The 14,322-nt window shown below is 76.0% G+C and carries 1 protein-coding gene; it reads right to left on the bottom strand.

Features of this window, described 5'->3' with window-relative positions; translation table 11 throughout:
• Window positions 1-196: 196 nt before the first annotated feature.
• Window positions 197-14,314: a type I polyketide synthase gene (locus MQV74_RS34280; protein WP_374120812.1), complete on the bottom strand. Its 14,118-nt coding sequence runs from the start codon at window positions 14,312-14,314 to the stop codon at window positions 197-199.
• Between the last annotated feature and the right edge of the window lie 8 nt (window positions 14,315-14,322).

The raw sequence follows: 14,322 nt of genomic DNA, 5'->3' as shown, positions 1-14,322 counted from the left end.
TGGCATACAACGGACCTGTCCGCAGCCGTTTTCTCGATGACGCTATGAGGGCGCTATAAGACCAACAACCCCTACCCTCCCCCTACCCGCCCCTACCGGATTTCCGCGAAATGCGGCCGGAGGGCGGGTGCGATAAAGGGGGCGGATAGGGGCTGTCAGTTCAATTAACTACCGTTACCCAAAGCTACCGGTCCTTTCAACCCCTGCCGAGTTGCTTCTTGATGAATTCGAGCATCTCGTCGTCGCTCGCGGACGCCAGTTGCTCGCTGACGTCGCCGCCGGTGCCGCTCTCGTCGGCCGCGCCGGACGGTCGCGCGTCGCCGTTCTTCCAGCGGTCGAGCGCCGCCTGGAGCCGCACCGCCACCTTCGTACGGGTGATCTCGTCGGCCGATCCGACGGCGGCGAGGCTGCCTTCGAGCCGGTCCAGGTCGCCGAGCAGCAGGGTCGCGGGGTCGGCGGCGTCGGGGGCGAGTTCGGTGCGCAGGCAGTCGGCGAGGGCCGTGGGCGTCGGGTGGTCGAAGACCACCGTGGCGGGCAGGACGAGGCCGGTGAGGGCGTTGACGCGGTTGCGCAGTTCGACGGCGGTGAGGGAGTCGAAGCCCAGCTCGCGGAAGGCGCGGGTGGGTTCGACGGCCGCCGCGCCGCTGTAGCCGAGTACGGCCGCGACCTGCTCGCAGACCAGGTCGAGCAGCAGTCGCTCCTGCTCGGGCCTGCCCAGGGTGGCGAGCTGCGCCGCCAGGTCCGGGGTCCCCGCCGTGGCCGCCTGCCCGGTGCCGCCCTCGGCGGCGGCGCCGGAGAGGCACCGCACCTCCGGCAGTTCGGCGTAGAGCCTGCTGGGCCGGACCGTGGTGAACGCGGGCGCGTACTGCGGCCAGTCGACGTCGGCGACCAGCGCGGCCGTGCGGTCGTGGGACAGGAGCCGGTGGAGGGCGGCGATCGCCTGGTCCGGGTCGAGCGGCGGGATCATCCCGCCGCGCAGCCGCTCGGCGGCGACGCCCTCGGCGGCCATGCCGCTGCCCGCCCACGGGCCCCACGCCACGGAGGTGGCGGTCAGGCCCCGGGCCCTGCGGGCGTGCGCGAGACCGTCGAGGAAGGCGTTGGCGGCGGCGTAGCTGCCCTGTCCGGGACCGCCGGCGACTCCGGCGAAGGACGAGAAGAGCACGAACGCCGACAGGTCGAGGCCCGCGGTCAGCTCGTCCAGGTTCCGGGCCGAATCGGCCTTGGCGCGGAAGACGGTGGCGAACCGCTCGGCGGTCATGCCGTCGAGGACGCCGTCGTCGAGGACGCCCGCCGCGTGGAACACGGCGGTGAGCGGCGCGTCGGCGGGGACGTCGTCGAGGACGCGGGCGAGCGCGTCGCGGTCGGCGGCGTCGCAGGCCGCGAGGGTCACGCGGACGCCCGACTCCTCCAGTTCGGCCCGGAGTTCCGGGGCGCCGGGCGCCTCGGCGCCGCGACGGCTGGTGAGCACCAGGTGCTCGGCGCCCTCGCGGGCCAGCCAGCGCGCCACGTGCCCGCCCAGGGCGCCCGTGCCGCCGGTGACGAGGACGGTGCCGCGCGGGGCCCAGCCGGTGGCGTGCGCGTCGTCGAGGGGCGCGCGCACCACGCGGCGTCCGAACGCGCCGGAGCCGCGCACCGCCACCTGGTCCTCACCGGCCCAGGCGCCGCCGAGGACGCGGGCGAGCCGGGCCACCGCCGCGCTGTCCGCCGCCTCGGGCAGGTCGACGAGGCCGCCCCAGCGCTCGGGGTACTCCAGGGCGGCGACGCGGCCGAGGCCCCACAGCGCGGCCCGCTCGGGAGCGGAGTGGCCGTCGGCGGCGCCCACGGCGACGGCGTCGCGCGTCGCGCACCACAGGGGTGCGTCGACGCCCGTGTCGCCGAGGGCCTGGATCAGCGCGAGGGCGAGCGCGACGTCGGCCGGTGCGGCGTCGCCGTCGACCGCCCTGTCGGCGAGTTTGTCGGCGGGTTCGTCGGCGGCGAGCAGTGACAGTACGCCGTCGAAGTCCTGGGCGGTGGCTCCGGCCGCCGCGCGCAGGAGTTCCGCGACGGTGTGGCGGTCGGTGGCGTGGCCGGGCACCTCCACGGTGACGAGGCGCACGCCGCGCTCGGCCGTCAGGGCGGCGACGGCCGAGCCCCACGGCGCGTCCGCGCGGCCCTCCGGCACCACGAGGAGCCAGTTGCCCGTGAGGTCACCGGCCGCCGTCTCGGTGAGCGGGGTCCAGGACTCGCGGTAGCTCCACCTGTCGAGCGCGGAGCTCTCGCGCCGCTGCCTGCGCCAGGCCGTCAGGGCGGGCAGGACGTCGGTCAGCGGTGCGTCGTCCGGCACGGCCAGGGTCTTGGCGAGCTCGGCGAGGTCCTCGCTCTCCACGGTCTCCCAGAACCGCGACTCCACCTCGTCCGCCGCCACGGGTCCTTCCACGTCCGCCGCCGTCTCCAGCCAGTAGTGCTGGTGCTGGAAGGCGTACGTGGGCAGCTCGACGCGGCGCCGCGCGTCGGCCGGTGCGTACAGCGGGGTCCAGTCGACCTCGGCGCCGCGTACGTGCAGCTGCGCCAGGGCCGTCAGGAAGGCGTCGGGCTCGGGGCGGTCCTTGCGGACGGCGGCGATCAGGCCCGCCTGCGCGGCGGGATCCGTGACCGTGTCGTGGGCCATCGCGGTGAGGACGGCGTCCGGGCCGAGTTCGAGGAGAGTCGAGACGCCCTGTCCGGTGAGGGCGGTCAGGCCGTCGTGGAAGCGGACCGCCTCGCGGACGTGGCGGACCCAGTACTCGGGGTCCTTCAGCTCGGTGGCGGCCGCCGGCTCGCCCGTGAGGTGGGAGACGACCGGCAGGACGGGGTCCGCGTACGTCAGGCCTTCGGCGACCTTGCGGAAGTCCTCGAGGACCGGGTCCATCAGGGGCGAGTGGAAGGCGTGGCTGACCTTCAGCCCGCGTACCTTGCGGCCCTGTCCGCGCAGGGTCTCCTCCAGGCCTTCGAGGGTGGCGCGGTCGCCGGAGAGGACCAGCTGCGCGGGGCCGTTGACGGCGGCCACGCCCACGCGGTCCGCCACGTCGGCGAGCAGCGGCAGCACGTCGGCCTCGGCGGCCTGGACGGCCAGCATCGCGCCGTCGTCGGGCAGGGCCTGCATCAACCTGCCGCGCGCCGCGACCAGTCGGGCGGCGTCCTCAAGGGACCACAGTCCGGCCACGTACGCGGCAGCCAGCTCACCGATCGAGTGGCCGCCGACGATCTCCGGGCGTACGCCGAAGGACTCGGCGAGGCGGAACAGGGCGACCTCGACGGCGAACAGCGCGGGCTGCGCGTAACCGGTCTGCTGCAACAGGTCCGCGTCGCTACCGAACATCACGCTCTGGAGCGAACGTTCTATCCAGAGATCCATATGGGCGCACACCTCGTCCAGGGCGTCCGCGAACACCGGGAAGGCCTCGTACAGCTCACGGCCCATGCCCAGGCGCTGACTGCCCTGGCCGGTGAACAGGACGGCGAGGCGGCCCTCGGCGACCGTGCCCGCGACGGCGCGCGAGGGCGTGCCGGAGGCCAGGGCGTCGAGGCCGGTCAGGAAGTCGGTCCGCTCGCGGCCGAGGACGACGGCCCGGTGTTCGAGGAGCGAGCGGCCCGTGGCGAGGGACCAGCCCACGTCGGCGAGGCCCGCCGGGTCCGCGGCGAGGGCGGGGTCGGCGACGAGGCGCTCCCGCAGCCGCCCGGCCTGGGCGCGCAGGGCGTCCGCGCTGCGGGCCGAGACCTGCCACGGCACCGCGCCGGTGCCCGCGGCGTCCGCGGGCCGCGACGGCTCGGTGGTGGACCTGCCGCGGCGGGGCGCCTGTTCGACGACGACGTGCGCGTTGGTGCCGCTGACGCCGAACGAGGAGACGCCCGCGCGGCGCGGCGAGCCGCCCCGGTCGGGCCAGTCGCGGGCCTGGGTGAGCAGTTCGACGGCTCCGGCCGACCAGTCCACGTGGGTGCTCGGGCGGTCGACGTGGAGCGTCCTGGGCAGGACGCCGTGGCGCATGGCCATGACCATCTTGATGACACCGGCGACACCGGCGGCGGCCTGGGTGTGGCCGATGTTGGACTTCACCGAGCCGAGGAGCAGCGGCTGGTCGGCGGGCCGGTCCTGGCCGTAGGTGGCGATGAGGGCCTGGGCCTCGATGGGGTCGCCGAGCGCGGTGCCCGTGCCGTGGCCCTCGACGGCGTCGATCTGCTCGGGCGCGAGGCGGGCGTTGGCGAGGGCCTGGGTGATGACGCGCTGCTGGGACGGGCCGTTGGGGGCGGTGAGGCCGTTGCTGGCACCGTCCTGGTTGACGGCGGAGCCCCGGACGACCGCGAGCACTTCGTGGCCGTTGCGGCGGGCGTCGGACAGGCGCTCCAGGAGCAGCAGGCCCGCGCCCTCGCCCCAGCCGGTGCCGTCGGCGGCCTCGGCGTACGGCTTGCAGCGGCCGTCGCCCGCGAGTCCGCCCTGGCGGGAGAACTCGTCGAAGGCGCCCGCGGTCGCCATGACGGTGACGCCGCCCGCGAGCGCAAGGTCGCACTCGCCCTGGCGCAGCGCCTGCGCCGCGAGGTGCAGGGCCACGAGCGAGGAGGAGCAAGCGGTGTCGACCGTGACGGCCGGGCCTTCCAGGCCGAAGGAGTAGGCGAGGCGGCCGGAGATGACGCTGCCGGACGTGCCGGTCATCAGGTGTCCCTCGACGCCTTCGGGGACGCTGTCGAGCCCGGTCGCGTAGCCCTGGAAGCCCGAGCCGATGAACACGCCGGTGGAGCTGGAGCGCAGGGACTTGGGGGCGATGCCGATGCGTTCGAACAGCTCCCAGCCGGTCTCCAGGAGGAGCCGCTGCTGCGGGTCCATCGCCAGGGCCTCGCGCGGGGAGATGCCGAAGAGTCCGGCGTCGAACTCGGAGGCGTCGTAGACGAAGCCGCCCTCGGGCTTGTAGCGCGCGGCGCCTTCGAGGTCCCAGCCGCGGTCGGCGGGGAAGACGGAGATGGCGTCCGTGCCGTCGACGAGGAGCTGCCACAGCGCCTCGGGGGTGTTCGCGCCGCCGGGGAAGCGGCAGCTCATCGACACGATGGCGATCGGGTCGTCGGCGACGTCGGCGGGCTGGGCCGGCGGCGCGGGGGCCGCGGTGGCGGTGGTGGCGCCAGTGAGTTCGCCCAGGAGGTGGCGGGCGAGGACGTCCGGCGACGGGTGGTCGAAGACCGCGGTGGCGGGCAACTGGACGTCGGTGGCGGCGGTGAGCCGGTTGCGCAGCTCGACCGCCGTGAGGGAGTCGAAGCCCAGTTCGCGGAAGGCGCGGGTGGGTTCGACGGCCTCGGCGCCCGCGTAGCCGAGCGCGGCGGCCGCCTCGGTCCGCACGAGGTCGAGCACGAGGCGCTGCCGCTCGGCCTCCGGGTGGCCCGCGAGCTCGGCGGCCCAGGCCGACAGGGGTGCCGCGTCGCCCGCCGTGGCGGCCGTGGTGCGGCCGGTCGGCCGGGGGCGCAGCTCGGGCAGGGCGCCGAGGAGCGGGCTCGGCCGCGCTGCGGTGAACGCGGGGGCGAACCGCTCCCAGTCCACGTCCGCCACCGTCAGGCAGGTCTCGTCGAGGGCGAGGGCCTGGGCCAGCGCGCCGATGGCGAGGTCCGGCACGAGCAGCCCCACGCCGCGGCGGCGCAGGTGTTCCTCGGCCTCGGCGGTGGCCGCCATGCCGGTGCCGCCCCAGGCGCCCCAGGCGAGCGAGGTCGCGGTCAGGCCGCGGGCGCGGCGCCGCTCGGCGAGGGCGTCGAGGAAGGTGTTGGCGGCGCCGTATCCGGCCTGGCCGCCGCTGCCCCAGACGGCGGCGATGGACGAGAAGAGCACGAAGGCGTCGAGCTCGGCGTCGGCGAGGAGATCGTCGAGGTGGGCGGCGCCCGCGGCCTTCGCGGCCAGCGCCTCGTCGAGGTCGGCCGGGGTGGTGTCGGTGAGGGCGAGGGCCGGGCTCACGCCCGCGGTGTGGAAGACGGAGCGGACGGTGTGCCCGTCGTCCGCGAGGCCGTCGAGGAGCCGTACGACGGCTTCGCGCTCCGCCACGTCACAGGCGGCGACAGTGACGGACGCGCCCAAGTCCTCCAGCTCCGCCTTCAGTTCGGCGGCGCCGGGCGCGTCCGGGCCGCGGCGGCTGGTGAGCACGAGGTGCTCGACGCCCTCGCGGGCCAGCCAGCGCGCCACGTGCGCGCCGAGCGCACCCGTACCACCGGTGATCAGGGCGGTGCCCCGCGGCGACCACTGCCCCGCCGGGCGGCTGTCGAGGGGCGCGTGGGCGAGGCGGCGGGCGAGGACGCCGGAGCCGCGCACGGCGAGCTGGTCCTCGGCGCCGGAGTCGCCGTCCGTCGCGGGGATGCCCGCGAGGACGGCGGCGAGCCGGGCCCCGGCGCGGGCGTCGGGGGCCTGCGGTAGGTCGACGAGGCCGCCCCAGCGCTCGGGGTGCTCCAGGGCGACGACGCGGCCGAGGCCCCACAGCTGGGCCTGGGCGGTGCTCGTCAGGCGGTCGCTGCGGCCGGTGGAGACGGCGCCGTGCGAGACGGCCCACAGGCGCGCCTCGGCCCCGGTGTCCTCAAGGGCGCGCACGAGCGCGACGGTGCCCGCGAGCCCGGCGGGCACGGCCGGGTGGTCCGCGAGGGGCCTCTCGTCGAGGGCGAGCAGGGAGACGACGCCTGCGGGCGCGTCCCCGTCCCGCGTGTGCGCGCGCAGCCGTTCGGCCAGAGCCTCGGGCGTCAACTCTGCCTCGGTGACGCGGAGTTCGACGGCTTCGGCTCCGGCGCGGGTCAGGGCGCCGGTGACGCCCTCCGTCCACGGGTGCGCGGCCGCGCTTTCGGGTACGACGACCAGCCAGCGGCCGGTGAGGGCCGGGGCGTGCAGGCCGCCGGTCAGCGGCTTCCAGGTGACGCGGTAGCGCCAGGCGTCCACGGTGGACCGCTCGCGGCGCTGCCGCCGCCACGACGACAGGACGGGCAGCACGGAAGAGAGGTCGGCGGCGGACTCCTGCGCCACCTCCAGCTCGGCGGCGAGCTGCTGAAGGTCCTCGCGCTCCACGGCCTCCCAGAAGCGGGCGTCCGTGTCGTCGGTGGCGGGCTGTGCCGCACCGCCCGGGGCGCGCCCGTCGACGAGCCAGAAGTGCTCGTGCTGGAAGGCGTACGTGGGCAGGTCGACGTCGGCGCGGGCGCCCGGGAAGAGGGCCGTCCAGTCCAGCTCGACGCCGTGGACGTGGGCCTCGGCGATCGCGGCCGCGAGGCGGTGCGCGCCGCCCTCGGTGCCGCGCTGCGCGCCGGGCACGATCGCGGCGCGGCCGTCGGCCCCGACGGTCCGGCGCAGCGCGTCGCCGAGGACCGGGTGCGGGCCGACCTCGGCGAACAGGCCGTGGCCCGCGGCGAGCAGACCGGTGACGGCCTGCTCGAAGAGGGGCTCCTGCCGCTGGTTGCGTCGCCAGTACCCGGCGTCCATGGGAGTGCTGTCGGTCAGCCACTCCCCCGTGGTCGTGGAGTACAGGGGTACGTCGGCGAGGCGCGGGGCGAGGGCGGCGAGCGCGGCGCCCGCACCCTCGTCGGGCCGCTCCCGCAGGGCCGCGACACGGGCCGCGTCGCGCAGGGTCAGGGCTCCGGCCACACAGGCCGCGGCGATCTCACCCGCGCCGTGGCCGATCACGGCGGCGGGCTCGACACCGGCCGCCCGCCACACGGCGGCCAGCGACACGAGGACGGCGAAGAGCACCGGCCCGGCCACGTCCGCCCGGTCGAGCCGGTCTCCGGCCAGCTCGTCGAACAGGTTCCAGTCCACGAACTCGGCGAGCGCGTCGGCGCATTCACCCATGCGGGCGGCGAACACCGGGGACTCGTCGAGCAGTTCGCGTACGGTGTCGGTCCAGTCGGCGGCCTCGCCGGGGAAGACGAACACCGGTCGGACCGGGCCGTCCGGCGCGCGGCCGGACACGGCCCGCACGCCGGTGGTGGCCCCGGCGGCCAGGTCCTGGAGCCCGGCGAGCAGGTCCTCGCGGTCCCGGCCGAGCACCACGCCGCGGTGCTCGAAGCGCGAGCGGGTCGTGGCGAGGGACAGGCCGACGTCCGCCGGTGCGGCGCCGACGTCCGCCCGCAGCCGGGTCAGGAGCCGGTCCGCCTGCTCGCGCAGGGCCTGGGGGGACTTGGCCGACAGGGCGAGGGGCAGCACGGACGTGGGCGCGACGCCGCCCGCCGTGGGCTCCGGCTCACCGGCCGGCGCCTGCTCGACGATGACGTGGGCGTTGGTGCCGCTCACGCCGAACGCGGAGACGCCCGCGCGGCGGGGCGTGCCGTCGCCGTGCGCGGGCCAGTCGCGGGCGCCGGTGAGGAGCTCGACCGCGCCCGCCGACCAGTCCACCTCGGTGGTGGGGGCGTCCACGTGCAGCGTCTTGGGCAGGACGCCGTGGCGCATCGCCATGACCATCTTCATGACACCGGCGACACCGGCGGCGGCCTGGGTGTGCCCGATGTTGGACTTGATGGAGCCGAGCCACAGCGGCTCGGCCGTCGCGCGCTCCTGGCCGTAGGTGGCGAGCAGCGCCTGCGCCTCGATGGGGTCGCCGAGGGTGGTGCCGGTGCCGTGCGCCTCGACGGCGTCCACGTCGCCCGGCTTGAGGCCCGCGCTGGCCAGGGCGGCGCGGATGACGCGTCGCTGCGAGGGGCCGTTCGGAGCGGTCAGGCCGTTGCTCGCGCCGTCCTGGTTGACGGCGGAGCCACGGACGACCGCGAGGACCTTGTGGCCGTTGCGCCGCGCGTCGGACAGGCGCTCGACCAGGAGAAGGCCGACGCCCTCGCCCCAGCCCGTGCCGTCCGCCGCCTCCGCGAACGCCTTGCACCGGCCGTCGGTGGCCAGGCCGCGCTGGCGACTGAACTCCACGAAGGTCGCCGGGGTCGACATCACCGAGACGCCGCCCGCGAGGGCCATGGTGCACTCGCCCTGCCGCAGGGCCTGCGCGGCCAGGTGCAGGGCCACGAGCGAGGAGGAGCACGCCGTGTCGACGGTCACCGCCGGGCCTTCGAGGCCGAAGGTGTACGAGATGCGGCCGGAGGCGACGCTCGCGGCGTTGCCGATGCCGAGGTATCCCTCGACCTCGTCGGGCACGTGGTCGACGCCCGCGGTGTAGTCCTGGCCGTTGGTGCCCGCGAACACGCCGATCTGGCTGCCGCCGAGCCCGGCCGGGTCGATCCCGGCACGCTCGAAGGCCTCCCACGCCGTCTCCAGGAGGAGGCGCTGCTGCGGGTCCATGGCGAGCGCCTCGCGCGGGTTGACGCCGAAGAACTTGGCGTCGAACTGTCCGGCGTCGTAGAGGAATCCGCCCTGACGGACGTACGAGGTACCGGTCTGGTCCGCGTTCGCGTCGTACAGCGAGCCGGTGTCCCAGCCCCGGTCGGCGGGGAACTCGGCGATCGCGTCGACGCCGTCGGCGACGAGCCTCCACAGGTCCTCGGGGCTGCGGACGCCACCGGGGAAGCGGCAGCTCATGCCGATGATGGCGAGGGGTTCGTCGGTGGCTCCGCCGCCGGTGACGGGGGCGGGCAGGGCGGTCGCGGTCTCGTCGCCGAGCAGCTCGGTCCGCAGGTGGGCGGCGAGCGCGGCGGGCGTGGGGTAGTCGAAGACCAGCGTGGTGGGCAGCTTGAGGCCGGTGGCCGCGCCGATGAGGTTGCGCAGCTCGACCGCCGTGAGGGAGTCGAAGCCCAGCTCGCGGAAGGCACGGTTGACCTGGATGTCGTCGACGCCCGGATAGCCGAGGACGTCGGCGGCCCGCCGGCGCACCAGGTCGAGGACGGCGGCTTCGCGGTCCTCGGGGGCGAGGACGGCGAGGTGGTCGGCGAGCGCGTTCGCGGGGGCGGCGCCGGTCGCCGCGCCCGGGGCGCCGGTGGGCTCGGCGGGCGGCGTGAGGGCCGCGCGCGCCTCCGGGACGTCCGCGAAGAGACGGCTGGGCCGCGTGGCGGTGAAGCCGGGCGCGTACTGCGCCCAGTCGATGTCCACGACGGAGGTCAGCGTCTGGCCGTGGCTCAGCGCCTGGTGCAGCGCGGCGATGGCGAGGCCTGGGTCCATGGGCGGCATCACGCCGTGCTTGAGGCGTTCGGCGGCCGCGCCCTCGGCGGCCATGCCGGTGCCGCCCCAGGGGCCCCAGGCCACGGACGTCGCGGTGCGCCCGGCGGCGCGCCGGGTCTCGGCGAGGGCGTCCAGGGCGGCGTTGGCGGCGGCGTATGTGCCCTGGCCCGAGCCGCCGACGACACCGGCGAAGGACGCGAAGAGCACGAACGCCGACAGGTCGAGGCCGGACGTCAGCTCGTCCAGGTGGCGGGCCGACTCCACCTTCGCCCGGAAGACGCCCGCGACGCGGTCCTCGGTGAGGCCGTCGAGCACGCCGTCGTCGAGGACGCCCGCGGTGTGGAACACACCGGTCAGCGGCGTGCCCTCGGAGATCTCCGCGAGGAGCCGGGCCAGCGCGTCCCGGTCGGCGACGTCGCAGGCGGCGACGGTGACGGCCGCGCCCAAGTCCTCCAGCTCCGCCTTCAGTTCGGCGGCGCCGGGCGCGTCCGGGCCGCGGCGGCTGGTGAGCACGAGGTGCTCGACGCCCTCGCGGGCCAGCCAACGGGCCACGTGCGCGCCGAGCGCACCCGTACCACCGGTGATCAGAGCGGTGCCCCGCGGCGACCACTGCCCCGCCGGGGCCTCGCCGAGGGAGGCCCGCACGAGGCGGCGGACGAGCACGCCGGAGCCGCGCACGGCGACCTGGTCCTCGCCCTCCAGGGCACCGAGGGCCTGGGTGAGTCCGGTGACGGCACCGGCGTCGGCGGTCTCGGGCAGGTCGACGAGGCCGCCCCAGGTCTGCGGGTATTCGAGGGCGGCGACGCGGCCGAGCCCCCACATGGCGGCCTGCGCCGGGTCGGCGGGGGCCTCGGCTGGTGTGGTCGACACCGCGCCGCGGGTCGCGGCCCAGACGGTGGCGGTGCTGCCCGCGTCGCCGAGGGCCTGGAGGAGCACGGCCGTGCGCAGCGCGGCGAGCGGCGTCTCCCCGCCGGTGTCGGGCCGCTCGGGCCCGGTCAGGGCGAGGAGCGACAGGACGCCGTTCCACTCCGCCGCCTCATGCTGCCGCAGCAGTTCGGTGGCGGCGGCGCGGTCGGTGCTCGCGCCCTGCGGTACGCGCACCACGACGACGCGGGTGCCGCCCGCGGCGAGGGCGCGCTCGGCGGCGGCGCTCCAGGGCTGGTCGGCGGGGCTGTCGGGGACGAGCAGCGCCCAGGTGCCGGTCAGCGCGGGGCCGTACGTCGAGGCCTGCGGCGGCAGCGGGTTCCAGGTGACGCGGTAGCGCCAGGAGTCGAGCGCGGAGGTGGTGCGCTGCTTGCGCCGCCAGGCCGTCAGGGCGGGCAGGACGTCGCTGAGCGGGGCGTCGCCGGGTACGTCGAGGGCGCCGGTGAGCTCGCCGAGGTCCTCGTGCTCCACGGCCTCCCAGAAGCGCGCCTCGGCGCTGTCGGCGGGGGCCGCGCCCACGGCCTGCCCCGGCGTGGCGGGGGCGGCCGTGTCCAGCCAGTAACTCTGGTGCTGGAAGGCGTACGTGGGCAGCGCGACGCGGCGGCGCGCGCCGAGGGGCGCGTACCGCGGGGTCCAGTCGACGGTGGCGCCGCGCACGTGCAGGCGGGCGAGCGCGGTCAGGAAGGTGTCGGGCTCGGGCCGGTCGCGGCGCAGCGCCGGGACGAGTCCGGCCTGCGCCTCGGGGCCGGTGAGGGTGTCGTGGGCCATCGCGGTGAGGATCGCGTCGGGGCCCAGTTCGAGGAGGGTGGTCGCACCGAAGCCGGTGAGGGCGCCGAGGCCGTCGTGGAAGCGGACCGCCTCGCGCACGTGCCGCACCCAGTACTCGGGGTCCTTCAGCTCGTCGGCGGCGGCGAGGCGTCCGGTGACGTTGGAGACGACGGGCAGCGTCGGGTCCTGGTACGTCAGTCCCTGCGCGACCTGCCGGAACTCGTCGAGCATGGGCGCCATCAGGGGCGAGTGGAAGGCGTGGCTGACCTTGAGCCAGCGGGTCTTGCGGCCGTCGGCGCGCAGCTGTACCGCGAGGTCCTCCAGGACGCCGCGGTCGCCGGAGAGCACCACCTGGGCGGGGCCGTTGACGGCGGCGAGGCCCGCCCACTCGGCGACCTCCTCCAGGAGCGGGGCGACGTCGGCCTCCGCGGCCTGGACGGCGAGCATGGCGCCGCCGCGGGGCAGGGCCTGCATCAGCCGGCCGCGTGCGGCGACCAGTCGGGCCGCGTCCTCCAGCGACCAGAGCCCCGCCACGTGGGCGGCGGCCAGCTCGCCGATCGAGTGGCCGCCGACGACCTCGGGGCGCACGCCGAAGGACTCGGCGAGCCGGAAGAGGGCGACCTCGACGGCGAAGAGGGCGGGCTGGGTGTAGCCGGTCTGCTCAAGGAGCTCGGCGTCCGTACCGAACATGACGCTCTGGAGCGAACGTTCTATCCACGGATCTATATGAGCACACACCTCGTCGAGCGCGGCTGCGAAGACCGGGAAGGCCTCGTACAACTCACGGCCCATCCCGGTCCGTTGGCTGCCCTGGCCGGTGAAGACGATGCCCAGGCGGCCCTCGGCGACCGAGCCGGTCACCGTGCCGGGGGCGGCGGGCCCTTCGGCGGTGAGGGACTCCAGGGCGGCCAGGAGCCGGTCGCGGTCCTCGCCGATGAGCAGGGCCCGGTGCTCGAAGGCGGAGCGGCCGGTGGCGAGGGACCAGCCGAGGTCGGCGCGCGCGTCGGCGTCGGCGGCGAGGGCGGGGTCGTCGAGGAGCCGCTCGCGCAGCCGGGCGGCCTGGGCGCGCAGGGCCTTCGCGGTGCGGCCGGACAGCGGCCAGACCGTGGGGCCGACGGCAGGGCGCGCGTCCGGGGCGGCGTCGGCCGGGGCGGGGCCTTCGTCCGGCTGGCCCTGCGGCTCGGCGGCGGGGGCCTCCTCGATGATCACGTGGGCGTTGGTGCCGCTGACGCCGAAGGAGGAGACGCCCGCGCGGCGCGGCGCGTCCTCCTGCTCCGGCCACGCACGGCGCTCGGTGAGCAGTTCGACGGCGCCCGCGGACCAGTCCACGTGCGTGCTCGGCCGGTCCACGTGCAGCGTCTGCGGCAGGACCCCGTCGCGCATCGCCATGACCATCTTGATGACGCCCGCCGCGCCCGCGGCGGCCTGGGTGTGCCCGATGTTCGACTTCACGGAGCCGAGCCACAGCGGCCGGGTGCGGGGCCGTCCCTGCCCGTACGTGGCGAGCAGGGCCTGCGCTTCGATGGGGTCGCCGAGGGTGGTGCCGGTGCCGTGGGCCTCGACGGCGTCGACGTCGGCGGCCGTCAGGCGGGCGTTGGCGAGGGCGGCACGGATGACGCGCTGCTGCGCGGGACCGTTCGGGGCGGTCAGGCCGTTGCTCGCGCCGTCCTGGTTGACGGCGGAGCCCCGGAGCACCGCGAGGACCTCGTGGCCGTTGCGCCGCGCGTCCGAGAGGCGCTCGAGCAGGAGCAGGCCGACGCCCTCGCCCCAGCCGGTGCCGTCCGCCGCCTCCGCGAAGGCCTTGCAGCGGCCGTCCTCGGCCATGCCGCGCTGGCGGCTGAACTCCACGAACGCGGTGGGCGTCGACATCAGGGACACGCCGCCCGCGAGGGCGAGGCCGCACTCGCCCTGCCGCAGCGCCTGCGCCGCCAGGTGCAGCGCGACGAGCGAGGACGAGCAGGCCGTGTCGACGGTCACCGCCGGGCCCTCCAGGCCCAGGGTGTAGGAGAGGCGGCCGGAGACGACAGCCGCGGTGTTGCCCGTGCCGGAGTATCCCTCGACGCTGTCGGCGGCCTCGGCGACGACGGCCGTGTAGTCCTGGCCGTTGGTGCCGGTGAACACGCCGGTGCGGCTGCCGCGCAGGCCCTGCGGGTCGATGCCCGCGCGCTCGACGGCCTCCCACGCGGTCTCCAGGAGCAGCCGCTGCTGCGGGTCCATGGCGCGCGCCTCACGCGGCGAGATCCCGAAGAAGCCCGCGTCGAACGCGTCGGCGTCGTACACGAACCCGCCCTCGCGGGTGTACGTGGTGCCCTGGTGGTCGGGGTCGGGGTGGTAGAGCCCGGCCACGTCCCAGCCGCGGTTGCCGGGGAACGCGGACACGGTGTCCACGCCGTCCCGCACCAGCTCCCACAGCGCTTCGGGAGTGCTCGCGCCGCCGGGGAAGCGGCAGCTCATCGCGATGATCGCGACCGGCTCCGCGTCTTTCGACTCGAGTTCGCGCACTCTCCGACGAGTCGTGTGCAGATCCGCCGTCACCTGCTTGAGAAGGCGGCGGATTTTGTCGTCGTTCACCATCTGGC

The sequence above is a fragment of the Streptomyces sp. AN091965 genome, from assembly GCF_022698285.1.
In the GTDB taxonomy this organism is placed as follows: Bacteria; Actinomycetota; Actinomycetes; order Streptomycetales; family Streptomycetaceae; genus Streptomyces.
This window is presented reverse-complemented; position numbering and strand designations above follow the sequence as displayed.